General features: G+C 61.0%; 22 protein-coding genes and 1 tRNA gene. 10 read left to right on the top strand and 13 right to left on the bottom strand.

The annotated features are described in order from the left end of the window. Positions 1 to 60: 60 nt before the first annotated feature. The 6 genes from KBW81_RS06190 to KBW81_RS06215 are packed head-to-tail and all read right to left on the bottom strand — an operon-like array spanning position 61 to position 4,773. The gene (locus tag KBW81_RS06190) at positions 61 to 1,233 is read right to left on the bottom strand and encodes a molybdopterin molybdotransferase MoeA (RefSeq protein WP_254248698.1); all 1,173 of its coding nucleotides are present in this window, start codon (positions 1,231 to 1,233) and stop codon (positions 61 to 63) included. Then, entirely contained in the window at positions 1,230 to 1,715 is a 486-nt protein-coding gene (moaC, locus tag KBW81_RS06195) for a cyclic pyranopterin monophosphate synthase MoaC (RefSeq protein ID WP_090184559.1), read from the bottom strand. Before moaC ends, KBW81_RS06190 begins: the two co-directional genes overlap by 4 nt. A 1-nt stretch (position 1,716) precedes the next feature. Then, on the bottom strand, positions 1,717 to 2,529 hold the full coding sequence (gene trpC / locus KBW81_RS06200) for an indole-3-glycerol phosphate synthase TrpC (RefSeq protein ID WP_090183917.1): 813 nt from the start codon (positions 2,527 to 2,529) through the stop codon (positions 1,717 to 1,719). Further along, complete coding sequence (locus KBW81_RS06205; protein ID WP_254248699.1) at positions 2,526 to 3,182, bottom strand: uracil-DNA glycosylase; 657 nt, start codon at positions 3,180 to 3,182, stop codon at positions 2,526 to 2,528. The genes trpC and KBW81_RS06205 overlap by 4 nt, the downstream gene beginning before the upstream one ends. After that, on the bottom strand, positions 3,179 to 4,195 hold the full coding sequence (gene trpD / locus KBW81_RS06210; RefSeq protein WP_254248700.1) for an anthranilate phosphoribosyltransferase: 1,017 nt from the start codon (positions 4,193 to 4,195) through the stop codon (positions 3,179 to 3,181). Before trpD ends, KBW81_RS06205 begins: the two co-directional genes overlap by 4 nt. Beyond that, the gene (locus tag KBW81_RS06215; RefSeq protein WP_090183907.1) at positions 4,192 to 4,773 is read right to left on the bottom strand and encodes an anthranilate synthase component II; all 582 of its coding nucleotides are present in this window, start codon (positions 4,771 to 4,773) and stop codon (positions 4,192 to 4,194) included. The genes trpD and KBW81_RS06215 overlap by 4 nt, the downstream gene beginning before the upstream one ends. 168 nt (positions 4,774 to 4,941) lie before the next feature. On the opposite strand from KBW81_RS06215, the gene KBW81_RS06220 reads away from it, so the two are divergent. The 4 genes from KBW81_RS06220 to trpE all read left to right on the top strand — a co-directional run bounded on the left by KBW81_RS06220 (position 4,942) and on the right by trpE (position 11,159). After that, the gene (locus KBW81_RS06220) at positions 4,942 to 6,486 is read left to right on the top strand and encodes a divergent polysaccharide deacetylase family protein (RefSeq protein WP_254248701.1); all 1,545 of its coding nucleotides are present in this window, start codon (positions 4,942 to 4,944) and stop codon (positions 6,484 to 6,486) included. A gap of 10 nt (positions 6,487 to 6,496) precedes the next feature. Next, positions 6,497 to 7,675, top strand: coding sequence for an aminotransferase (locus KBW81_RS06225; protein ID WP_254248702.1), 1,179 nt, complete (start codon positions 6,497 to 6,499; stop codon positions 7,673 to 7,675). Between the two features lie 90 nt (positions 7,676 to 7,765). Next, a complete protein-coding gene (locus tag KBW81_RS06230; RefSeq protein WP_254248703.1) occupies positions 7,766 to 9,607 on the top strand; it encodes a peptidyl-prolyl cis-trans isomerase in 1,842 nt (613 codons plus the stop codon). 43 nt (positions 9,608 to 9,650) lie between these two features. After that, positions 9,651 to 11,159 (top strand): anthranilate synthase component I, encoded by a 1,509-nt coding sequence (gene trpE / locus KBW81_RS06235; protein WP_254248704.1) that lies wholly within the window; start codon positions 9,651 to 9,653, stop codon positions 11,157 to 11,159. 69 nt (positions 11,160 to 11,228) lie between these two features. On the opposite strand, the gene KBW81_RS06240 is transcribed toward trpE, so the two are convergent. The 4 genes from KBW81_RS06240 to fabI are packed head-to-tail and all read right to left on the bottom strand — an operon-like array spanning position 11,229 to position 13,708. Then, positions 11,229 to 11,726: a DUF2127 domain-containing protein gene (locus KBW81_RS06240; RefSeq protein ID WP_254248705.1), complete on the bottom strand. Its 498-nt coding sequence runs from the start codon at positions 11,724 to 11,726 to the stop codon at positions 11,229 to 11,231. A gap of 3 nt (positions 11,727 to 11,729) precedes the next feature. Continuing rightward, the gene (gene gpt / locus KBW81_RS06245) at positions 11,730 to 12,275 is read right to left on the bottom strand and encodes a xanthine phosphoribosyltransferase (RefSeq protein WP_090183890.1); all 546 of its coding nucleotides are present in this window, start codon (positions 12,273 to 12,275) and stop codon (positions 11,730 to 11,732) included. Positions 12,276 to 12,290: 15 nt separating this feature from the next. Continuing rightward, positions 12,291 to 12,905 (bottom strand): LysE family translocator, encoded by a 615-nt coding sequence (locus KBW81_RS06250; protein ID WP_090183887.1) that lies wholly within the window; start codon positions 12,903 to 12,905, stop codon positions 12,291 to 12,293. Beyond that, the gene (gene fabI, locus KBW81_RS06255) at positions 12,902 to 13,708 is read right to left on the bottom strand and encodes an enoyl-ACP reductase FabI (protein ID WP_254248706.1); all 807 of its coding nucleotides are present in this window, start codon (positions 13,706 to 13,708) and stop codon (positions 12,902 to 12,904) included. Before fabI ends, KBW81_RS06250 begins: the two co-directional genes overlap by 4 nt. 138 nt (positions 13,709 to 13,846) lie before the next feature. On the opposite strand from fabI, the gene pdxH reads away from it, so the two are divergent. The 5 genes from pdxH to KBW81_RS06280 all read left to right on the top strand — a co-directional run bounded on the left by pdxH (position 13,847) and on the right by KBW81_RS06280 (position 19,837). Next, positions 13,847 to 14,458: a pyridoxamine 5'-phosphate oxidase gene (pdxH, locus tag KBW81_RS06260; RefSeq protein ID WP_090183882.1), complete on the top strand. Its 612-nt coding sequence runs from the start codon at positions 13,847 to 13,849 to the stop codon at positions 14,456 to 14,458. 66 nt (positions 14,459 to 14,524) lie between these two features. Further along, positions 14,525 to 15,049, top strand: coding sequence for a cold-shock protein (locus tag KBW81_RS06265; RefSeq protein ID WP_090183881.1), 525 nt, complete (start codon positions 14,525 to 14,527; stop codon positions 15,047 to 15,049). After that, complete coding sequence (locus KBW81_RS06270) at positions 15,025 to 15,513, top strand: DUF192 domain-containing protein (protein WP_254248707.1); 489 nt, start codon at positions 15,025 to 15,027, stop codon at positions 15,511 to 15,513. Before KBW81_RS06265 ends, KBW81_RS06270 begins: the two co-directional genes overlap by 25 nt. Before the next feature lie 48 nt (positions 15,514 to 15,561). Beyond that, positions 15,562 to 15,638 (top strand) — tRNA-Pro (locus KBW81_RS06275). Between the two features lie 542 nt (positions 15,639 to 16,180). Beyond that, on the top strand, positions 16,181 to 19,837 hold the full coding sequence (locus tag KBW81_RS06280; protein ID WP_254248708.1) for a vitamin B12-dependent ribonucleotide reductase: 3,657 nt from the start codon (positions 16,181 to 16,183) through the stop codon (positions 19,835 to 19,837). Between the two features lie 613 nt (positions 19,838 to 20,450). On the opposite strand, the gene KBW81_RS06285 is transcribed toward KBW81_RS06280, so the two are convergent. The 3 genes from KBW81_RS06285 to KBW81_RS06295 form a co-directional block, all read right to left on the bottom strand. Further along, positions 20,451 to 20,813, bottom strand: a complete 363-nt coding sequence (locus tag KBW81_RS06285; RefSeq protein ID WP_254248709.1) for a response regulator — start codon at positions 20,811 to 20,813, stop codon at positions 20,451 to 20,453. Then, the gene (locus KBW81_RS06290) at positions 20,806 to 21,864 is read right to left on the bottom strand and encodes an HWE histidine kinase domain-containing protein (RefSeq protein ID WP_254248710.1); all 1,059 of its coding nucleotides are present in this window, start codon (positions 21,862 to 21,864) and stop codon (positions 20,806 to 20,808) included. Before KBW81_RS06290 ends, KBW81_RS06285 begins: the two co-directional genes overlap by 8 nt. A gap of 317 nt (positions 21,865 to 22,181) precedes the next feature. Beyond that, positions 22,182 to 22,934 carry a lysophospholipid acyltransferase family protein gene (locus tag KBW81_RS06295; RefSeq protein WP_254248711.1) on the bottom strand — a complete coding sequence of 251 codons (753 nt, stop codon included), beginning with the start codon at positions 22,932 to 22,934 and terminating at the stop codon, positions 22,182 to 22,184. A gap of 636 nt (positions 22,935 to 23,570) precedes the next feature. Between KBW81_RS06295 and KBW81_RS06300 the strand changes: the two genes are divergently transcribed. After that, entirely contained in the window at positions 23,571 to 24,047 is a 477-nt protein-coding gene (locus KBW81_RS06300; protein WP_090183870.1) for a cell wall hydrolase, read from the top strand. Positions 24,048 to 24,416: the final 369 nt, after the last annotated feature.

Below are 24,416 nucleotides of genomic sequence, written 5' to 3' on the forward strand. Positions count from 1 at the left end.
GGGGGCGCGGAAATGCGCTTCACCTTATGTTCTGCACATGTTCCCCTTTTGTGTCAAGTCTTAGATCGCAATAATCTCGATCCGGTCACCGGGCAGGCGGGGTCCGTCGTCGGGCGCGCGCACAGCCAGCGCGTTGGCCTGCGATAGCACGGACAGCAGCGCGGAGTCCTGCCGTTCGAACACTGTGACCTGACCTGCATCAACACGGGCACGCATGTAGTGTTCGCGCGGCCCGTTGGCCGTCAGCGGCTGCGTCAGCTCGGCCTTGGTGCGCGGCGCGGGCCCGGCGGGAAGGCCGAGCATGACGCGCAGGACTGGCAGAATGAAGATATGCCCGCAAACCATTGCAGACACGGGATTTCCGGGCAGTCCGATCATGGCCGCATCGCCGATGCGCCCCGCCATCAGCGGCTTGCCCGGGCGCATTGCGACCTTGTAAAACGCCCGGTCCATGCCCTGCGCGCTGGCCGCAGCGCCAACCAGATCGTGATCGCCCACGGATGCGCCGCCGATGGTGACGATCAGGTCCGCGCCGCGTGCCAATTCAAACGCCAGCGCAAGGCTTTCGTGCGTATCCTTGGCGATCGGCAGCATCCGTGTGATTGCGCCATGTTGGACCAGCAAGGCCGCAAGGCCATAGCTGTTCGAGGCAATGATTTGATCGGGGCCGGGGGCCTCTCCGGGCTGCACCAGCTCGTCACCCGTGGCGATGATCGCGACCACAGGTTTGCGCGTCACGGGGACGGCGGCGATGTTCATGGACGCCATCAGGGCGATGTCATTGGGGCCAATCAGACGCGGCGCATCCAATGTGCTGCCTGCGGCGAAATCGTTGCCAGCGGGGCGCACGTAGGGGTTTGTATCAAGGTTGTCCTTCAGCGTGATCACATCACCGCTGCGGTCCACATCCTCTTGAATAATAACGCGGTCAGTGCCGGCCGGTAGGGGCGCCCCGGTGAAAATACGCACGGCTTGGCCCGCGGCCACTGTGCCATCAAAGCGGTGCCCAGCAGCAGATTCGCCGATCACGGTAAAACGCGCGCCCGGCGCGGCCTGCGCGGCTGCCACGGCGTAGCCATCCATAGCAGAGGCGGCAAAGGGCGGCTGGCTGCGCTGCGCGGCCACGCTGCGGGCCAGCACACGGCCATGGGCTTCGCGCAGCGGGACGTCTTCCACGTCCAAAGGCGAGACGAGGGCGAAAAGCGCGTCCAGCGCCTGCGCGACGCTGATCATGCGGCGGTAAAGCGGCCGGACTTGCCGCCGTCTTTTAATGTGACGCGGATGCCGCCGATAACCATATCCTTTTGCACGGCTTTCACCATGTCGTGCACAGTTAGCGCGGCAACCGACACGGCTGTCAGGGCCTCCATCTCGACCCCGGTTTGGCCAGTGGTCTTGACCGTTGCGCTGATGCGCACACCGGGCAGGTCTGGATCACAGGTCAGGTCGAGCGACACCTTGGTGATCGGCAGCGGGTGGCACAGCGGGATCAGATCGGCGCAGCGTTTCGCGCCCATAATGCCCGCGAGCCGGGCGGTGCCCAATACGTCACCCTTGGCGGCGCGGCCTTCCATGACCAGCGCCAGCGTGTCCGCCGTCATGGTGATATGCCCCTCGGCCACGGCGATGCGGGACGTGACGGGCTTGTCCGACACGTCGACCATATGCGCGCGGCCTTGGTCGTCGAAGTGGGACAGGGTGTTATCTGCGGCCATCTTAAAAGCCACCGGGATTGACGGGGCTGGACAGCAAGGCCTTTGTCGCGGCGGCAACATCGTCTTGCCGCATCAGGCTTTCGCCGATCAGGAAACAGCGCGCGCCATAGCGGGCCAAATCGCCCAGATCGTCAGGGCCAGTCAGGCCGCTTTCCGACACGATGGTTTTGCCGACAGGGACATGCTTGGACAGGCTGCGCGTGACATCAAGGCTGGTTTCAAAGCTGCGCAGATCGCGGTTGTTGATGCCCAGCAGGACGGCGTCGAGTTGGGCCGCGCGATCAAGCTCTTCGCGGTCGTGGACTTCGACCAGAACGTCCATGTTCCAAGCGGCGGCGGCCTCTTCCAGCTCTTTCGCCTGCGCGTCAGACACGCTGGCCATGATGATCAGGATCGCGTCCGCGCCCCAAGCGCGGGCCTGTGCGACTTGGTAGGGGTCATACATGAAATCTTTGCGCAGCACGGGCAGTTCGCACGCCTCGCGTGCCGCGATCAGGTATTCGGGTGCCCCTTGAAAGGACGGCGCGTCGGTCAGAACGGACAGGCAAGCTGCGCCGCCGTCCTCGTAGGCGGCGGCAATGGCGGCGGGGTCAAAGTCGGCGCGGATCAAACCCTTTGACGGGCTGGCCTTTTTCACCTCTGCGATCAGGCCGTAGCCGTCGCGAGCGGCGGCTTGCAGTGCCTTGGTAAAGCCGCGCACGGGGCTGGCGTCCCGGGCCTGCGCCTCGATCGCCTCTTGCGGGATCGCCTCCTTGGCGGCGGCGATCTCCTCTAGTTTATAGGCTTTGATCTTGTCGAGGATGGTATCGGTCATTTGGTGCCTGCCCAGTCGATTGGTGCTTGTCCCCGCTGTGTAAGCCACGCGTTGACGGTTGAAAATGGCCGCGCGCCGAAAAAGCCGCGGCGGGCGGACAGTGGCGACGGGTGTGCGGTTTGGATCACAAAGTCAGCGGGGCGATCTGGCGCAAATCCGTGGGCATGTGCGCCCCACAGCAGATAGGCGCGAGGGCGATCGCCAAGGCGGGCGATGACCTGCCGCGTGAGGCGGTCCCAGCCAAGGCGGGCATGACCGCCAGCCTTGCCCTGCGGCACGCTGAGCGCGGTGTTCAGCAAAAGCACACCTTGATCCGCCCAATCAGACAGGTCCGTTTGTTCGCGTGATACATGAAGATCACTCTGTAACTCTTTGAAAATATTACCAAGACTATCCAGCCTGCCGCCGAAATTTTGCGGGATGGAAAAGGCAAGGCCGTCCGCTTTGCCCGGCGTGTGATAGGGGTCTTGGCCTAGGATCACGACCTTTGTTGCGTCTGGCTGGGTGCGTTCCAATGCGGCGAACATCGCGCTGGGGGGCGGCAGGATAGGCCGGGGATCGGCGTCGATCGCGGCGGCGATCTGCGCGCCCTCGTTCTGCCAGAACGGCAGGTCGGCCCAAGCGCCAAGGCGGGACAGATCGAAGCCGGTCACTTGGCCGATGTGATACGCGCGACGGCGTCCACGGCGGCCTTGGCTTTGCCGCTGTCGATGCTTTCAGCCGCCATGGCTGCGCCGTCTTTCAGCGTTGCGGCCTTGCCTGCGACGTGCAGGGCTGCGGCGGCGTTGAGCAATGTCGCGTCGCGGTAGGCGCTAGCCTCGCCCTCCAGCAAGGCGCGGAAGGCAGCTGCGTTATCCTCTGGCGTGCCGCCGACGATGGCGGCGAAGTCGTGGACGGGCAGGCCTGCATCCTCTGGATGGACTTCGCGTTCGGTGATGGCGCCGTCTTTCAGCGCGGCCACCCAGCTGATGCCAGAAATCGCCAGCTCGTCCGTGCCGTCCGACCCGTGGACCAGCCATGCCGCGTCAGAGCCGAGGTTGAGCAGCACCTCTGCCATGGGCCGGATCAGGTCGCGGCGATAGGTGCCGGTCAGTTGGCGTTTGACGCCTGCAGGATTTGTCAGTGGTCCCAAGATGTTAAAGATCGTTCTTGCACCAAGTTCTGCGCGCACCGGGCCGACGTGGGCCATGGCGGGGTGGAACATCGGGGCCATCATGAAGCCGATCCCGGCTTCGTTCATGCAGCGCTCCACCACATCCGCGCCGACCATGACATTGACGCCCATGGCGGTTTGCACATCGGCGGTGCCGGATTTGGATGACAGGTTCCGGTTGCCGTGTTTGGCGACGGGCTGTCCCGCGCCAGCGACGACATAGGCGGTCGCGGTCGAGATATTCAGCGTATGCTTGCCGTCGCCCCCGGTGCCGACGATATCCATCGCATCCGCAGGCGCACGCACGGGCACGCATTTGGCGCGCATCACGGCGGCGGCGGCGGCGTATTCATCCACCGTTTCGCCGCGGGTGCGCAGGGCCATCAGAAAGCCGCCGATTTGGGCGGGCGTCGCGTCACCGGCGAACAGGATGGCAAAGGCCGCCTCGGCCTGAGCGCGGGTTAGCGGGCCGTCGGCGGCGGCGTTGATCAGCGGCTTGAGTGCGTCGCTCATGCCGGGACCGCCGCGATATCAAGGAAGTTTTGCAACAACTGGTGGCCGTGTTCGGACCGGATGCTTTCGGGGTGAAATTGCACGCCTTGGATCGGCAGCGTGCGGTGCTGCAGGCCCATGATGGTGCCGTCGGTCAGCTCTGCCGTGACTTCAAGGTCTGCAGGCAGGGTGGCGCGGTCCACGACAAGGCTGTGATAGCGGGTGGCCAGAAACGGATTGGGCAGGCCGCGAAACACGCCTTGGTTGGTGTGATGCATCTCGCCCATCTTGCCGTGCACAATTTCATGGCAGCGCACGATATTGCCGCCAAAGGCCTCTCCAATCGTTTGGTGGCCAAGGCAGACGCCCAGCAGCGGGGTGCGGGTTTCGGCAGCAGCGTGCGTCAGGGCCAGGCAGATGCCAGCCTGCGCAGGTGCTTTGGGGCCGGGGGACAGCACGATGGCAGAGGGTTTGAGCGCCATTGCGGCCTGCACGTCGATCGCGTCATTGCGGTGCACGACCACATCCGCGCCCAGATCGCCCAGATAATGGACCAGATTATAGGTGAAACTGTCGTAGTTATCGATAAGCAGGATCATGCGGGTGCCGGTCTTGGGTGAATTAGGGGCTACCGAAGCCCGGACGGGTCACGGTATAGTTGCCCTCGATATGGGGCAGGACGCAGGCAGGCGTCAAGGCCGCTGGCCGAATCCGGCAGGGGTACGGCCACCAAACGGGCAGACAAGACAGGCAAGGGCAGTATACTTATGGCATTTCTGAAAGGCGCCTTCTGGGGTGTAGTCATCGGCGGGGCTGGTGCGGCAGTTGTGTCGGTCATGGCGCCGCAGCCCGCTGGCGTGACGCCGCCGCAGGCACCCTTGGTCGTGCTGGACGACGCGCCGCAGATGGCGCCTGCAAATACGGATGCCTTGCCGCAGGTCGCCGCGGTGGATGCGCCCACAGCGCCTGCGCCCGTGGATGCCTTGACCGCGCCGGATGCCGCGCCCGATGCGCCCGGCGCTGAAAATGCTGCACTGGCCGCGCCCTTGGCCGCTGATGCGCCTGCCGCGCCCGTGGCCCCTGATGTGCCCGTTGCGGCTTTGGACACAGAGCCAAGCGGCGATGAACCCGTGTTTCCCAACCCGCAAAGCATGCCACCGCAACTGCCCGACGCCGAGGCTGATATTATCGTCGATGCCACCGCCGATACGCCGGTGATCGTGGTGACGCCGGACGCTGACGCGCCTTTGATCATCGTCGAAGAAGAACCTGCGCCAGAGGCTGTTGCAGAGCTGCCGGAAGCGCCACAGACTGAAATGCCCGAGGTGGCTGAGATGCCTGAGGTTGCTGACACCGCCGAAGCCGAGGCCGCGCCTGAAATCGCGCCAGAGGATACGCCTGCGCAGATCGAGGCTGCACCAGAGGCGCAAAGCGCTGAAGCCGCGCCGCTTGTGATCGACACGCCGCCCGCAGCGCAGCCTGCGCCAAAGGCCGACCTGCCTGCGGTCGTGACGATTATCGACACGCCCTCTACCGGATTGCCCGGCGGCACGGGCAACGTCGTTATCCGTCGCCCCGGCTTAAATCAGGCAGAGCCTGAGGTGGTCGATCCCGCGCCAGAGCCAGAGGTCACGGATGCTATGCCCGCCTTGATCCGCTACGGCGCGTTTTTCGATAACGCGGCTGAGCTTCCGCTGATGTCGGTGGTGTTGATCGACGATGGCATCATGGCCGACGGCGCGCGCGCCTTGGCGGATGTGCCGTTTCCGGTCACCGTGTTGCTGGACCCCTCTGCGGTGGGCGCGTCCGAACGCATGGAAGCCTATGCCGCGGCCGGGATCGAAATCGGCGCGCTGGTGTCCTTGCCTGACGGCGGCACCAGCAATGACGCCGCGATTGCGCTAGAGGGCACCTTTGACGCGCTGCCCCGCGCGGTGGTGCTGGTCGCGACCGAAGATCACCCGATCCCGTCCCAAAGCGATATCACCGGACGGATCATGGATGCGCTGTCAGATGACGGACGCGGTCTGCTGATGCCGGACGGCGGGCTGAATTCGACGTTGCGCGCGGCAGCGGCTGCGGACGTGCGCGCCGCCACGATTTATCGCGATCTGGACGGCAACGGGCAGGACGCGCGGGTCATTCGCCGCTTTATCGATCAAGCGGCGTTCCGGGCGCGGCAACAGCCGGGTGTCGTGCTGCTCGGCCGGATCAGGCCAGAGACGATTTCGGCGCTGATCTTGTGGGGCACGGCGAACCGGGCAGGGCAGGTGGCGCTGGCGCCGCTGTCCACCACGCTCTTGGCACAATAGGATGACCACTATGCGCAAACTGCCCCGGACCGAGATGACCTTTTCCCCCCCGGTGATGGAGGCGCGGCGCTGGCTGGACGGTGTCACGCATCCGGCAGATCGGCCTTTGATCAACGTCTCGCAGGCGGCGCCCGTTGATGCGCCGCCGCAACCGATGCTAGAGGCGATGGCGCAGATCGTGCTGACCGATCCGTCCGCGCATCTGTATGGCCCGGTGCTGGGTTTGCCAGACTTGCGGGCAGAGGTCGCGGCGCGGTGGTCGCGCGACTATGCAGGCACGGTGACGCCTGCGCAGGTGGCAATCACCTCTGGCTGCAACCAAGCCTTTGCCGCTGCGATTTCAACGCTATGCGCTGAAGGAGACGAGGTGATCCTGCCGGTGCCTTATTATTTCAACCACGCGATGTGGCTGGATATGGCGGGCGCTGTGACCGTGCCGCTGCAGGCTGGCGCAGGGCTGATCCCAAGCGCTGCGGATGCTGAAGCACTGATCACCGAGCGCACCCGCGCAATCGTTTTGGTAAGCCCCAATAACCCCGGCGGCGTGGAATATCCCGCAGCGACGCTGTCTGCGTTCCGCGATCTGTGCCGCAGCAGGGGCATCGCGCTGATCGTGGACGAAACCTATCGCGATTTCGATGCACGGAGCGGTATCGTGCACGATCTGTTCACCGACCCCGATTGGGACGACACGCTGATCCAGCTTTACAGCTTTTCCAAAGCTTACCGCCTGACAGGCCACCGCGTCGGCGCGATCACGGCGTCGCAGGCGCGTCTGGCAGAGGTGGAAAAGTTTCTGGATACGGTCGCGATCTGCCCCAACCAGCTGGGTCAGCGCGCCGCCCTTTGGGGGATGCGGAACCTAGATCAGTGGCTGGCCGGAGAACGGGACGAGATCCTTGATCGCCGCGCTGCTATCATCGACCATTTCCCGCAACTGGCTGAAAAGGGATGGAAAATTTTGGGCTGCGGGGCCTATTTCGCCTATCTACAGCATCCCTTTGACATCGCCTCGGACGATCTGGCGCAGCGGCTGGTGGCGGGCGCGGGCATCTTATGCCTGCCCGGCACGATGTTCCGCCCGGCCTCCGATCCGGCTGGCCCGCGCGAACTGCGCATCGCCTTTGCCAATATCGACCGCGCAGGTGTCGCGGAATTGTTTGCCCGGCTGGCCGCTTACACCCCCTGACACGCCGCGCGGCCCTTGCACGTAGGCGGGCAGCAACTTATGCAGTCGCGACGATTAACGTGACGTATCACGCGAGGGGGCCCGCAGATCATGGCTGAGAAAAAGCGCACACCGATTGCTGTTTGGATCATTATGATCCTGATCATGGGCGGCCTTTTGGGCTTTGGCACTGGTGGCTTCACCAGCGGCATCAGCCGGATTGGCACCGCCGGGGACAAAGAAATCTCGGTTGCGTCCTATCAATCGGCGCTGAATGAACAACTGCGCAGCCTAGATGCGCAGGTCGGGTCCCGTGTGACGTTCCAACAGGCGCAGGCCATCGGGCTTGACCGTTCGGTGCTGGCGCAGGTCGTCACGCAGCGCACGCTGGACAACGAGGCGGCAGAGCTTGGCGTGTCCGTTGGCGATACCCGCGTGCGTGACGAGGTGCTGTCTAACCCGGCGTTCCAGTCGTTGTCCGGCAGCTTTGACCGCACCGTGTATAGCAACGCCCTGCGCAACGTTGGCCTGTCAGAGGCCGCGTATGAAACTAGCATCCGCGATGAGCTGTCGCGCACCTTGCTGCAAGGCGCGGTCGTCGGCGGCATCCCTGCCGCCCCGGTCTATGCCGAAACCGTCACCGCCTTTTTGGGCGAGACGCGGGATATTGAAACCGCGCCCGTGACCGCCGCAATTCTGACGACACCAGTGCCCGGCCCGACGGACACAGACTTGCAGGCCTTCTATGACGAAAACCCTGACATGTTCACCGCGCCCGAAGCACGTCAGATCACCTATGCGATGCTGACGCCTGCGATGCTGGCGGACAAAGTCACCATCGACGACGCGCAGGTGCAGGACCTGTATGACCAGCGCATCGACACCTTTAGCCAGCCAGAGCGTCGCCTTGTCGAGCGTCTGGTTTTCGGCACGGTCGAAGAGGCGGATGCCGCCTTGGCCCGTTTGACTGCAGAAGAACTGGATTTTGACGCTCTGGTGACAGAGCGCGGCCTGTCGCTTAGCGACGTTGATCTTGGCGATGTTGCCATCGAAGATTTGGGCACTGCAGGCGAGGCTGTCTTTGCCGGCAGCGCTGGCGATGTGGTCGGCCCGCAGGATACTAACCTTGGCCCGGCGCTGTTCCGCGTGAACGCTGTGCTGGCCGCAGAAGAGACAACCTTTGAAGAGGCTGCACCAGAGCTGCGCGACGAGCTGGCGACCGACCAAGCCCGCCGCGTTATTCAGGCCGACGCAGAGACGATCAACGATCTGATCGCAGGCGGCGCAACGCTGGAAGACCTTGCCGAGCGGACCGAACTTGAACTGCAGACCATCGACTACACCGCTGGCAGCACCGAAGGCCCCGCCGCCTATGAAGCCTTTCGCACGGCGGCCACGGCCGCAACCGAGGGCGCATACCCCGAGCTTGTTGATCTGGACGACGGCGGCATCTTTGCCCTGCGTTTGGACTCGGTGACGCCGCCTGCGGTGCAGCCGCTGGAAGACGTCCGCGCCCGGCTAGAGGACGCATGGCGCGCTGCGGCGGAAAAAACTGCTGTGTTAGAGCAGGCGCAGGCCATCGCAAACGACGTTGCCTCTGACACCGATCTAAGCGCGCTGGCGCTGACGCCCACGCCCAGTGCAAACCTGACGCGCGGCAGCTTTGTTGCGGACACGCCAGAGGGCTTTATGCGCACCGTGTTCGAGATGGCACCGGGCGAAACCCGCGTGCTGCCGACCGAAGCGGGCGCGATCATTGTGCGCCTGAATGACATCAAGGCTGCCGATCTGGCGTCAGAGCGTCTGACAGCGCAGGCGGCGGATATCACAAGCCAAGCCTCTGCCGGGATTGCGCAGGATGTGTTTGACGCCTTCGCCGAAGCCGTGCGCGCGCGCACCGATGTGACCATCGATCAGGCCGCCGTGAACGCCGTCAACGCGCAGATGCAGTAAGCCCAAAACCCCAAGACCGACCCAAGCAAGGACCACCCCTGATATGGCGCTTTTGCCCGATTTCGACAGTTTCGCGCGCGGCTTTGATAACGGCGAAAATCAGGTGGTCTGGACGCGGTTGGCCGCTGATCTGGACACGCCGGTATCTTTGATGCTGAAGCTGGGGGATGCGGGGCTGAACACCTTCATGCTGGAAAGCGTGACGGGCGGCGAAGTGCGCGGTCGGTATTCGATCATCGGGATGAACCCCGATCTGATCTGGGAATGTCGCGGCACCGTCAGCCGGACGAACCGCAATGCACGCTACGATTCCGAAGCCTATGTCGCGGACGAGGCTGACCCGCTGGCGGCCCTGCGCGGGTTGATCGCGGAAAGCCGGATTGATCTGCCAGCGGGGCTGCCTGCGGCCAGCGCGGGCCTGTTTGGTTATCTGGGCTATGACATGATCCGTCTGGTGGAACGCCTGCCGAACGTGAATCCGGACCCGCTGGGTCTGCCGGATGCGATGATGCTGCGCCCGTCCGTCGTGGCGGTGCTGGACGGCGTCAAAGGTGACGTGATCTTGGTCGCCCCGGCATGGGCTGGCGGCGGCATCAGTGCGCGCGCGGCCTATGCCCAAGCGGCAGAACGGGTGCGCGATGCAGAGCGCGCGTTGGAGCGCACGGTGCCGTCCACCCACACGCTGTCCGACCCGTCGCCCATTGCAGCGCCGGTATCGAATTTCAGCCATGACGGCTATCTGGCCGCGGTTGAGACGGCGAAGGAATATATCCGCGCTGGCGATATCTTTCAGGTGGTCCCCAGCCAGCGCTGGACGCAGGACTTTCCAGAGCCGCCCTTTGCGCTGTATCGCAGCCTGCGGCGCACGAACCCGTCGCCGTTCATGTTCTTTTTCAACTTTGGCGGCTTTCAGGTTATTGGTGCTTCGCCAGAGATCCTTGTGCGGGTCTTCGGCAGTGAAGTGACGATCCGGCCGATCGCTGGCACGCGGCCAAGGGGTGCGACGCCCGAGGAAGATACGGCCCTAGAGGCTGATCTGCTGGCAGACCAAAAAGAGCTGGCAGAGCATCTGATGCTGCTGGATCTGGGCCGTAATGATACGGGAAAGGTGTCGAAAGTTGGCACCGTGCGCCCGACCGAACAGTTCATCGTCGAGCGCTATTCCCACGTGATGCATATCGTGTCGAACGTGGTGGGCGAACTGCGCGATGATCAAGACGCGCTGTCCGCGTTCTTTGCCGGGATGCCTGCGGGCACCGTGTCAGGCGCGCCAAAGGTGCGCGCGATGGAGATCATCGACGAGCTGGAGCCGGAAAAACGCGGCGTCTATGGCGGCGGCTGCGGGTATTTTTCCGCCAATGGCGATATGGACATGTGCATCGCCCTGCGCACCGCTGTGGTGAAGGACGAGAAGCTTTATATTCAGGCCGGCGGCGGCGTTGTTTATGACAGCGACCCGGAAGCGGAATACCAAGAGACCGTCCATAAATCCAACGCGATCCGCAAGGCGGCTGCGGATGCGGCGATGTTCGCGGGCAAAGGCAACCGCTAAAGCTGTTGCGGGGGTAGGATGCCTCTCAGGTGCATTTGGCTGCGCCACATCACCGGGGCGGGAGTATTTTTAAAAAAGCGAGGACTTGGCGGCGGCCGCGCCTTTTGTCAGGCGGTGTTCGAGGATCACGATGGTGATCACGAAGATGTCGAGCGCCGTCAGCAGCAGTAGGGCGGGATCGTGGGTGTGCAGCCAGTCCCATGTCTGGAAGCCAACAAACGCCATGAGCGTCGCCACCGAGAACGGGTAGGCGATGCGGGATTTCAGCAGCAAGGCGATCACCACGACGAAGTGAATGATACCGTGGCCGAGCAGGTAGATGATGTAAAAATGCTCTGCCGCGGGGTTGATGGCGTGGGCCCAGTGCATCACCGCTTTGGCGAAGCGGTCGGTGGGGTCTTGGGCCAGTTCGCTGCGGGTCAGGGCATCAGCGGTGCGGGCGATGGCGTCGGCGGGCATGATCGCAAGGAACAGCCCGCCAATAACCTGCGCCATGCCGAGCATAGCTTTTCCAAGCAGTGACAGACGAAACGTCCATTCGATCAGCCACGCCCGGCGGTGCGTCAATTTTTAGTCCTTGCCGCGGTAGGGTTCGACGTATTGCAGCGCCATGTCCCATGGGAAAAAGATCCAAGTGTCTTGGCTGACTTCGGTGATGAAAGTATCGACCTGCGGGCGGCCCTTTGGCTTGGCGTAGACCGTGGCAAAGTGGGCATTGGGATAAAGGCCGCGCACGACTTCAAGCGTGCGGCCAGAATCGACCAGATCGTCGACGATCAGGATGCCGGTGCCGTCGCCCATGATATCCGCATCGGGGGACTTGAGGACTTTCGCCTCGGACTGGGCTTGGTGGTCGTAGGATTTGATGCTGATCGTATCCACTGTGCGGATGTCGAGTTCGCGGGCAACGATCATTGCAGGCGCCATGCCGCCGCGCGTAATGGCGACGACGGCGCGCCACCCGCCGTTATCGGGGCCGTGGCCATCAAGGCGCCATGCCAGCGCGCGGCTGTCGCGGTGCAGCTGGTCCCAGCTGATGTGAAAGCCTTTTTCATGGGGCAGGCGGCTGGGGTCTTTGATCGGGGCATTGGTGATGGTGGCGTCGATGGGGGGCATGGCAGGGCCTTTCATTTACGTAAGTGCGATTTTGAGGCCCAGAAGGGCGAGGAGGGTGCCGAAGCCCCGGTCGATCCACGCCTTCGCGCGGGCATAGGCGGCACGGGGGCGCGGCAGAGAGAAGACGCGGGCAACGATTAGGTACCACAGCGTTTCGTTCAGAAGGACCGCGAGCAGGATCGCCGCTTTCCAGCCGAGCGGTGTGGCAGCGGGGACAAGGTTCACGAAGACCGCGCCAAAAAAGATCGCAGGCTTGGGGTTGCTGGCGAAGGTCACAAAGCCAAAGCGCACAGCGGCAAAGGCCGAGCGGGGCGGGGTATCTGTTTGCGGCGCAGGCATTGGCGTTGCCGCGTGACGCCACATTTGCACCGCCAGATAGATCAAGAAGGCCGCGCCGACGAATTTGAGCGCGAGAAAGAGGGCAGGCAGCACGGAGAACACCAGCGCGAGCCCGGCCATCGCCGCCCCGGCCCACAGCACCGCGCCAAGGCCAAAGCCAAGCGCCAAGGCGGCGGCGACCCGGAATCCTTCGGCCGCAGCCACGCGCAGGGCCACCACAAAAGAGGGGCCCGGCGAGATGGCGGCGGCCAGATGGATCAGGACGATCGACGCAAAGGCGGCGAGGGTCATTCCTTTGTCACGTCCGGGGCGTCGACCGCCTTCATGCCGACAACGTGGTAGCCGGCGTCGACGTGCAGCACTTCGCCTGTGACCGCAGAGCCAAGGTCAGACAGCAGGTAAAGCGCTGATTTTCCGACCTCTTCTTGGGTTACGGTGCGGCGCAGGGGCGCGTTGTATTCGTTCCATTTCATGATCAGGCGGAAGTCGCCGATGCCGGAGGCGGCCAGCGTCTTGATCGTGCCAGCTGAAATCGCGTTGACGCGAATGCCGTCCTTGCCAAGATCCTCTGCCATGTAGCGCACAGAGGCTTCTAAAGCGGCCTTGGCCACGCCCATGACGTTGTAATGCGGCATGACCTTTTCCGCGCCGTAGTACGTCAGCGTGAGGGCCGAGCCGCCGTCTGTCATCATTTCAGCGGCGCGTTTCACAACGGCGGTGAAGGAATAGACCGAGATATCCATCGAGGTCAGGAAGTTCTGGCGCGAGGTGTCGACATAGCGGCCGCGCAGCTCGTTCTTGTCAGAAAAGCCGATGGCGTGGACGATGAAGTCCATCGTGCCCCATTCGGCCTTGAGGCTTTCGAACAGCGCGTCAATCGACGCCTCGTCGCCCACATCGCAGGGCAACACTAGGTTGGACCCGACAGAGGCGGCCAGCGGATCGACTCGCTTTTTCAGCGCATCCCCTTGATAAGAAAAGGCAAGTTCAGCGCCAGCGTCGGACAGCGACTTTGCGATGCCCCATGCGATGGACTTGTCGTTGGCAAGGCCCATTATCAGGCCGCGCTTTCCTGCCATTAGTTGCGACGTCATGATGGTGTGCCCCCGGCTTGCGATATGTTGATATGGGGTTTAGGCGATGCTGGCACCCGCATCAAGCGCCGCTGCGCGGACACGGACTTGTGAGCGGGCGGCTCTTAACCTAGAACAGGTATTGGAGAGGCACCTCACATGACTGATAGAACAGGTATTTTTGCAGCAGACGATCCCTTCGCCCTTGCGCGGACGTGGTTGGCCGAGGCGCGAGAGGCCGAGGTGAATGACCCTGATGCGGTGGCGCTGGCCACGGTTGATGCAGCAGGGATGCCGAATGTGCGCGTCGTGCTGATGCGCCAGATCGAAGACAACGGCTTTGTGTTCTTCACCAATTACGACAGCGCCAAGGGCCGCGAGATGGCCGGCAGCGGCAACGCGGCCTTTGTCATGCACTGGAAATCCCTGCGGCGGCAAATCCGTGTGCGCGGCCGGGTAGAACGTGAAGATGGCGCATTGGCTGACGCCTATTATGCTGCGCGTCCCGTGGACAGCCGGTTGGGGGCGTGGGCATCGGCGCAGTCAAATCCACTGCAAAGCCGGCAAGTTTTAATGGACAAGCTGGACCATATGCGTAGCGTTCATGGTGAAGATCCGCAGCGCCCGGCCTTTTGGGGCGGGATTCGGATCATTCCGCAGGAAATCGAGTTCTGGGCCGATGGCGCGAACCGCCTGCATGATCGGTTCCGCTGGACCCGGCCCGCGCGCGGCATACCCGGCGATTGGACTGTCACGCGACTGTCGCCTTAATCGCGGCCGGGCGGCGCGCAGGAAATCCCTCTGGTCTGACCGGGGAATAAAAAAGAGTATGACGGCATGGAAAGCGAAGACACAGCGATCACGGTGACCGGCAAGGTAAAGTGGTTCGATCCTGGTAAGGGCTTCGGGTTCGTATTGCGCGATGGCGGCGGGGACGACGTGCTGTTGCACGCGAATGTCCTGCGCAACTTTGGCCAAGGGTCTGTTGTCGAAGGCGCGGCGATCGAAATGATTGTCGTGACCACGCCGCGCGGCTGTCAGGCCGACCGCATCCTGTCGATCACGCCGCCTGATCACGCCTCGCTTGTGCCGCTGGCCGATATGGAGGCCGTCACTGCCGAAGATATCGCTCGCTGCCCGCTAGAGCCTGCCCGCATTAAGTGGTTCGACAAGGCCAAGGGCTTTGGTTTCGCAAACGTGTTTGGCAGCGACGACGATATATTCGTACATGTCGAAGTGTTGCGGCGCAGCGGTCTGTCCGACCTTGCGACCGGAGAAGCGATCGCGATGCGGGTCATGCCCGGCAAACGCGGGCGCATGGCAATCGAGGTGTTAACGTGGGACGCAGGACTAAAACTTTAACCTATCAGCTGGCGACAGTGCTGGCGGTCAGCCTTGTCGCAGGCGCGGCAAGTGCGCAATGCGCGCCGGATACAGTGACCGTGCGCGGTGATTTCGGACAGGCGCGATTCGCCGTCGATGTCGCGGATGATCCGGCTGAACGCGGGCAGGGGCTGATGCATGTCGAACAGATGCCGACGATGACGGGGATGCTGTTTGTCTATGAGTCACCCCAGACCGCCAGCTTTTGGATGCGCAATACACTGATTCCCCTTGATATGATTTTTGCCAGTGCGGATGGCACCGTCCAGACCGTGCACGCGAAGGCCATTCCGCTGGACGAGACGCCGATTCTGGGCGGTGATGACATCCAATATGTGCTCGAAATCAACGGCGGCCTTGCGGCGCGCCTTGGAATCGCGCCCGGCGCGGTCTTGCAGCACCCCTCTATCGGTCCAAATGCAGCTTTACCCTGCGGATCGTAATTTAGTGCTTTTCAATGCCGCGCACTGATACTATGAGGGGCGCAGGTTCGGGGCGTAGCGCAGCCTGGTAGCGCATCTGTTTTGGGAACAGAGGGTCGTAGGTTCGAATCCTATCGCCCCGACCACTTTCACCACATTGTTTGATCTATAAAACACCCCTCGGGGGGCCGCATTTTGCGTCGCTTATGTTTTAAGCGGCGGATGAATGGGCCGGTCTGCGGCAGGGTGCCGCTGCGTGACCTACGCGCCACAGGCTGCGATTCGCGCTGGCGTCATATCGACCGGCGCCCATTTGCACAGCTTCGTCGGGTAACCCTGCGCTACTTCAACGCTTTTTCCAGGTACGCCTGTGGATGGGTCTGTGGACAGATCCGTCTACGATATGCGGCAAGGCTTTCGGCCTGAATGGTCAACATAAAAATACAAATTTTTTGTGAATAAAGCCGTTGACCCTCTTGGTCCGGATACGTCAGGTTGTGCGAGCCGGGCCTATAGCCACTATATGTGGTGGCGCGTGGAGGATTGAACATAGAAGCATAGATCGGGTCGCGCGGTATTTTAACGCGCCCGGACATGCCCGCCCTTCATCGGCAATCAGAGCAGTCCCCGCGTGGCGGGGCGGCAGGGACATTCAGCGCCGCATAGACGGCGACCGGAAGGGACAGACATGAAGATTGATCGCACGTTCACGCGCAAGGGTGCTGACGCCTATGCAGACATCGCATTTCGCAGCGCGACATCAGAGATTCGCAATCCCGATGGCACGGTCGTCTTCAAACTGGAAAACTGCGAGATTCCCGCTCAGTGGAGCCAGGTCGCATCTGATGTGATCGCGCAGAAATACTTTCGCAAAGCGGGCGTGCCGTCTGCAGTCGTGCGGGTTAAGGAAAAAGGCGTGCCGTCGTTCCTATGGCGGTCGGAGCCTGCGGAAGGTGCGACATTCGGCGGAGAGACGAGCGCCAAGCAGGTGTTTGACCGTCTGGCAGGTGCTTGGACCTATTGGGGCTGGAAGGGCGGCTATTTCACCAAAGAAGCCGACGCGCAGGCCTATTTCGACGAAATGCGCCATATGCTGGCCACCCAGCGCGCTGCGCCAAACAGCCCGCAGTGGTTCAACACCGGCCTGCACTGGGCCTACGGTATCGATGGCCCGGCGCAGGGACATTATTACGTCGATTATCAAACGCAAAAGCTGACGAAATCCGCCAGCAGCTATGAACACCCGCAGCCGCATGCCTGCTTTATCCAGTCCGTTGGTGACGATCTGGTTAACGAAGGTGGCATTATGGACCTGTGGGTCCGCGAGGCGCGCTTGTTCAAATATGGCTCTGGCACCGGCACCAACTTTTCCAGCCTGCGCGGCGAGGGCGAGAGCCTGTCGGGTGGCGGTAAGTCGTCGGGGCTGATGGGGTTTCTTAAGATTGGCGACCGCGCTGCGGGTGCGATCAAATCTGGCGGCACCACGCGCCGCGCGGCCAAGATGGTCATCGTCGACGCTGACCATCCTGACATCGAACAGTTCATCAACTGGAAGGTCATCGAAGAGCAAAAAGTTGCCTCCATCGTTGCCGGTTCAAAGATGCACGCGCGTTACCTGAACGCCATCTTTGCCGCGATCAAGGCATGGGACGGCAGCGCCGATGACGCCTATGATCCCAAGGCGAACGCCACGCTTGCGACCGCTATCAAAGAGGCAAAACGCTCTGCGATCCCAGAGACTTACATCAAGCGCGTGTTGGACTATGCGAAGCAGGGCCACACCAGCATCGAATTCCCGACCTATGACACCGACTGGGATTCGGAAGCCTATTCCAGCGTCTCTGGCCAGAACTCCAACAACTCTATCCGGGTGACGGACGCCTTCCTGAAGGCTGTCGAGGCTGACGGTGACTGGAAGCTGATCAACCGCCGCAACGGCGAGGTCGCCAAGATCATTAAGGCCCGCGATTTGTGGGAACAGGTCGGCCATGCCGCATGGGCCTGCGCCGATCCGGGCATTCAGTATCACGACACGGTTAACGCTTGGCATACCTGCCCAGAGGATGGTGCCATTCGGGGATCTAACCCCTGCTCTGAATACATGTTCTTGGACGATACCGCCTGCAATCTGGCGTCATTGAACCTGCTGACCTTCTACAAGGACGGCCAGTTTCAGGCCGAGGATTACATCCACGCTTGCCGTTTGTGGACCGTGACGCTGGAAATCAGCGTGATGATGGCGCAGTTCCCGTCCAAGGAAATCGCCCAGCGGTCCTATGATTTCCGCACGCTGGGTCTGGGCTATGCCAATATCGGCGGTCTGCTGATGAACATGGGCTTTGGCTATGACAGCCGCGAAGGCCGCGCCATGGGTGCTGCGCTGACGGCGATCCTGTCGGGCGTGGCCTATGCGACCTCGGCCGAGATGGCGGGCGAACTGGGTGCCTTCCCAGGGTACAAGCGCAACGCCGACCACATGCTGCGCGTCATCCGCAACCACCGCACCGCCGCGCAGGGCAAGTCTGACGGCTTTGAGGCGCTGGATATTAAACCCGTGCCGCTGGACCAAGCCGGCTGCCCTGATCAGCGGCTGGTTGCCATGGCGACCGGCGCGTGGGACGAGGCGCTGCGCCTTGGTGAACAGCATGGTTACCGCAACGCGCAGGTGTCGGTCATCGCGCCGACGGGCACCATCGGTCTGGTGATGGACTGCGATACGACAGGGATCGAGCCTGACTTTGCGCTGGTGAAGTTCAAGAAGCTCGCAGGCGGCGGCTATTTCAAGATCATCAACCAGTCCGTGCCCGCGGCGTTGACGAAACTGGGCTATGGCTCTGCCCAGATTGAAGAAATCATCGCCTATGCCGTGGGTCATGGCAGCATGGGGCAGGCGCCTGCGATCAATCATACATCCTTGATCGGGCATGGCTTTGGTCAGGCAGAATTGGACAAGATCGAAGGCGCTCTGAAGGCGGCTTTCGACATCCGCTTTGTGTTCAACCAGTGGACGCTGGGCGAGGATTTCTGCGCCAAGACGCTGGGGATTCCGGCGGAAAAGCTGAATGATCCGTCTTTTGATCTGCTGCGCCACCTTGGCTATTCCAAGGCCGACATCGACGCGGCCAACGCCCATGTTTGCGGCACCATGACGCTGGAAGGCGCGCCGTTCCTAAAGGCAGAGCACTACAACGTCTTTGATTGCGCCAACCCCTGCGGTAAAATTGGCAAGCGTTATCTGTCGGTTGACAGCCACATCTACATGATGGCGGCGGCGCAGTCCTTCATCTCGGGCGCGATTTCCAAGACGATCAACATGCCTAACGACGCCACGATCGAGGACTGCCAGAAAGCATACGAACTGTCGTGGTCGCTGGGGATCAAGGCCAACGCGCTGTACCGCGATGGATCGAAGCTGTCGCAGCCATTGGCTTCGGCTTTGGTCGAGGATGACGACGAGGCGGCAGAGATCCTGACCACCGGATCGAACCACGAAAAGGCCGCCGTGCTGGCCGAAAAGATCGTGGAAAAGATCATCATTAAGGAAATCGCAAAGTCTCAGCGCGATAAACTTCCAGAACGGCGCAAGGGCTACACGCAAAAGGCCATTGTCGGCGGTCACAAGGTTTATCTGCGCACGGGGGAATATCAGGACGGCAAGCTAGGCGAAATCTTTATCGATATGCATAAAGAGGGCGCAGGTTTCCGCGCCATGATGAACAACTTTGCCATCGCGGTTTCGGTCGGCCTGCAATACGGCGTCCCGCTAGAAGAGTTCGTCGACGCCTTTACGTTTACCAAGTTCGAGCCTGCCGGCGGCGTGCAGGGTAACGACAGCATTAAGAACGCGACGTCCATTCTGGACTACATCTTCCGCGAGCTGGCGGTCAGCTATTTGGATCGCACCGATCTGGCGCATGTGAAGCCCGAAGGCGCAGCCTTTGACGACATCGGACGCGGCGTGGAAGAGGGCGTCACCAACGTCGCCACCCCGTCAGAGGCCGCTGCCAGCCGTTCGCTGGAAGTGCTGCGGCAGATCAGCTCTACCGGGTATTTGCGCAAGCGGATGCCGCAGGATCTGGTGGTTCTACAGGGCGGCATGTCTGGCCTGACGGTTGGGGCGGATGTGGCGCAAAGCGTGACGGGCACCGTCGCTGTCAGCCAATCGACCACGACAGCCATCGCGTCCGGCACGATGACGACCAGCGGCAGCCTGACCCTGCGCGACAAGGCAAAGATGCAAGGCTACGAGGGGGATCCCTGCGGTGAATGCCAGAACTACACGCTGGTCCGCAACGGGACCTGCATGAAGTGCAACACCTGCGGTGGCACCAGCGGCTGTAGCTGATTGGCGGCAGCGTTGGTTGGTGTGGAGGGCATCGTTCTTTCCAAGGACGTGCAACGTCGACCAAAGTTGGTCCTACGAAAGCTGTAGGGCTTTAAAATACAGTCTCCGAGGCGCGTTGCGTGTCTCGGAGCAGTAGCAACCAATTCGAAGAAGGTGGTGTTAGGGCGGCGATCCGTGACACGGCTACGCGACTTGTAAGAGGTGTCGTCAATCGGGCAGCAGATTCAGCGATCCGTCGGACTGGCTGATCGATCATGTTGCGATTGCACCGTTAAATGGCAGGCGTCAGGCACTTGGCCATGAGCAACATTTTCAGCAAGTCGCGGCGTGATTCCGCGTGGACTGGAAGCCGCGGGCCGACCATCAGCACGGGCGAATTGCGGTTCTTCGCTGCGCGCGTGAAAATTGAACCACCCATCCTAAAAGCAGACGTTGGCTGCCGGGCCGTGTAGCGATCCTCTTGCCGGCCAGATCGAAGAAAACCGGCGCTGGATATGCATCGCAAATATCGAGCCTGTTTGCCTTGCGGCCATTTTGTCATGTGGAAGTGGTTGCTAGTTTTACGCCTAAAGACCCGGTGACCCACCCCACATACTGAATTGCGCTTGGCCTTTTACGACAGAAGCTGTGTGAGTGCGGTGGTCAAATCTGCGTCGCGGAACGGCTTGTAAAGGACCGCATGATCTCCAAATCCTTCCCTCATATCGGATTTGCTATTTCCGGTGCAGAAGATGAAGGGGATGCCCCGTTCCAGCAGAGCATCAGCTACGAGATTGCGGTCTTCTCCACCCAAATTCATGTCTAGCGTCGCCGCATCAAAAGACTCGGATTCGATCAAAGAAATCGCTTTGGCAACCGTGCTGGCACCACTGACGTCCTGGCATCCGAGATCTGCCAGGATATCCTCCATCAAAAACAGGATCAGCGACTCGTCCTCAACGACGAGGACACGACGACCAGATAACAGATCACTCATCGTCGGAAACGGGTGCAGGAATGTCCATCGCGCAGACAACGCCTTCGGCGCGATAATCGAGCCCTACAGTGCCGTCCAGTTCATGTGCGAGTCCCCGCTCGATCACTTGGGACCCAAATCCTTTGCGCGTCGGTGGTGTCACAGCCGGTCCATCCTTTTCCGTCCAGATCAGACGCAGCCGCCGACCTGTCGGTGACGGTTCAATCGTCCACTTAATCCGGATCGATCCATTCTCGTTCGAGAATGCGCCATACTTCATAGCATTGGTGGCTAACTCGTTGAAGGCGATGCCAAGCGCCAATGCCGGCTTTGGTCCGAAGCGGATGTTATCGCCTGTAATCTTTACGCGGCGCGCCCGCACGTCGGTCGCGCCGAATGGCTCGAGCGCGTCGTGGATCACATCCAAAAGTCCGGCGCTGTGCCACTTCTCGCGGGTCAGCAGGTCGTGCGACCGGGAAAGTGCATATAGGCGAGTCTCAACGGCGTTCTTCATTGCCTGTGGGTCGGCGTTCGCTCGCGCCGCCTGCGAGACGATCGATTGAACGGTCGCGAGGGTGTTCTTAACGCGGTGGTTCAGTTCATCGATAAGCATGCGCGACTGAGCCTGCTCGTTCTTGTATGCGGTGAGATCCACGAAGGAGGCAAAGTTCTGGATAATATCACCATCGTCGTCCCGAATCGGACTGACGAAGAGGGCGGCCCAAAATTCGCTGCCATCCTTGCGGCGGTAAAGGATCTCGGGGTCAGTATTTGTGTCGGAATGGTTTTCTAACGCCTCGCGGATGAGGGCCAGTGCATCTTGATCCGCGATATGGGCCATGAGAAAGTTAAAGCTCTGACCCAAGACCTCCACGCGTTCGTAACCTGTCATGTTGAGGAAGGCGTCGTTGGCGAAGATGATCGGATTGTCAGTTTCGCAGGCGTCCGTAAACACCATCGCCATCCGTGTCGTCTCGGCAGCGACGACAAAGGGTCCTAAGTCGTCTTGAAATCTTTCGACTTCGCCCTCAGCGGTTTCCTGATCCTCTGATTTGTTGACGATTTTCGGCATATGAGCACCCTTTTGAAGACCATGCGACGTTACCGAGTGCATTTCCGGGTTAATGCATCATGACATATTTCTTAGGTCATCGCAAACAGGCCGGTCCCATGCGGGCTGCACGAAGGGCTCGCACCAGACCACATCTTTGGGCAGCAGCGCGCCCAAACTGACGCGGCATGCTTTTTATCGACCTGCAAGAGGAGTGTCCTGCGCGTCCGGGACCGACCGTGTCGTCGCGCCTACTCCTCTTAAGGGCTGGCATGCTGACGGAAACCACGTCCGGCCAGCGGTTGGCAATCTTCGTAGAATGCACCTGTTGCGACAGGTTATGGCAGTATCGACCGTTCTGCCTCCATCTGCGCTTCGGCCTTTCGAACAAACAGTTCGGCCGACAACCCAGGTGGTATCGGAGCGAGATACGAGACTGTGATTGTCCCACCACGCTTGCTTGATCCGCTAGGCCCCCAGAATTTGCCGGAGTTCACCAAGACGGGCAGGACGGGGGCCCCCAGCTTTGAATACAGCAGTTCCACCCCACGCTTGAACGCGATTGGCTCGCTCTCATCCATACGTGTCCCTTGTGGAAAAACCAGAACCGAGCGGCCGGAGGCAATCGCTTCATGACTCTGTTTCAGCATCGCCTTTAGTGCCTTGGACCCGCTTTCACGATCGATGATGATCATCGGTGATTTTCGCAGATACCACCCGATTATCGGGATCCGCAGAAGTTCGTGCTTCGCGACAATTGCGACGTCCGGGAAAAGAACAAGGGCTGCAAGCGTTTCCCAAGTGGATTGATGATTGCAGACGATGAGACAGGGTTCGTCTGGAATCAGGTCGCGGCCCTTTTCGGCATAATCCAGCCCTACGATATGCTTCAGCCCGAACAAGATTCCGCGCACCCATAGACGAGTTGCAGCCCGAATTGGTTTTTGCGGCGAGCCAGACAACCAAAAGACCAGCACCCCCAATGCGAACAAAGCGGTCCAGCCAGCAAGGAACCCGTCGAACAGAAACGACTTCAATTTTATCGCATTCATAAGAGATTTAATCCGCATCTGATGGGTGGGAGAGGTCAAGTCGCGCCGCAAGAGGTGGAAGATTAAACTAACATTTGCAACGAACGATGGGAATGAAGGTGAGACAAAGTGCATGTCGGAAAGTGCTGCTCTGAGACGGTAAAGTGACGTTTCATGACGATCAATGCCGTAACAGCATCAAGCTGGATTGTCCGCCGATCGGCTGAGCAACGTTTCGGTCGACGACATGCTGCGCGATCCATGAACGTCGGCGTATGAGGATGTGGGTTCGCTTAGACTATCACCTCGCGATATACGAACGGAGATTAGTTTGGGCATGCTTCGGAGCTTGAGTGACCGTAAAAAATTACCGAAAAGGGGGCGATACACGCTCGCTATATGTCCGCGGTCGGCAAATTTACCCTGCATGCCTTTGGCGGAAAATTTGTGAAAACTAGTAAAGCGGTTTCAATGTCTTTAGGTATTATAAAGTGACTGAAGGACGTTACGGGAAAGGTGCCTCGGCGTGATGCTGAACAGCTTGGCGCGAAGCGCTATGGCTCGCCTCGCCTTTCGGCCTTCGATTTACTTGGGACCAACGGCCCACCAGCCCGCTTGTGCCCTTGGCAAGACAACTGCGACGCCACCAAGCTTTAGGAGCGACCAAAAGTGATACGTCAAAAGGTCAGATTTCAGATGATCATTTCGGTCGCCGCATTGGCGGCACTGACGGGTTGTGGCATTTTCCCGCGTCATACCGAACGCGACTGTATGGAACGGGCGATGTATTTCGAGTCGAACCGGTCGAGCCGGGACGGCATGATCGCAGTGGGCAGCGTGGTCATGAACCGCGTCAATTCCAGCAGCTATCCCGACACCGTCTGTGGTGTCGTCGCGCAGAAAAATCAGTTTGCACCCGGGATCATGTCACGCAAAATGGACGGGCGATCTGCTGCGATTGTCCGCGAGGCAGCAGTTTCGGTTCTAAAAGGTGAACGGCACCCGATGATCGCGCGGGCGCAGTTTTTCCACGCCGCAACATACCACGCGCCCTACAACAACATTCACTACGTTCTTTCGACAGGCGGCAATGCCTTCTACGAAAAACGGCCATCCGAACGCGTCACGCAGTCAACACCCTTACCCCAGATCGAGGGCATCACGGGGCGATAGGGCCACCGAAAGCGGGCGCGGCGCGTCTTCGCAACAGCATTGAAAACGAGCGTTGCGAACACGGTGATCTGCCCACAAACGATGTGTGTTTGTCTTTGTTTGAGGGGCCGTCATTGTAGAATGACATTCGTCTGCGGCGACAGTCGTGCAGTCCAGGTCATGACCTTTTCAGACTGTCGCGTCCGGATACAATCATTCTTGGACGAAATATCACGGCGCAAAACCTCAGCAATGTTGGGTGTGTGAACGGCATCGAAGCGCGGCCTTGCTAACGGGCCATACTATGTTTGGTTGGGTGGCCAGCTTTTCCCGGTTTTTGCTGCGCTTCACCGAGAGAACTAGGCCGCGCTGTCGGAGTAGCGCGGCCTA

Origin of the sequence: Loktanella salsilacus, assembly GCF_024206795.1 — a bacterium.
GTDB classification, from domain to species: Bacteria; Pseudomonadota; Alphaproteobacteria; order Rhodobacterales; family Rhodobacteraceae; genus Loktanella; species Loktanella salsilacus.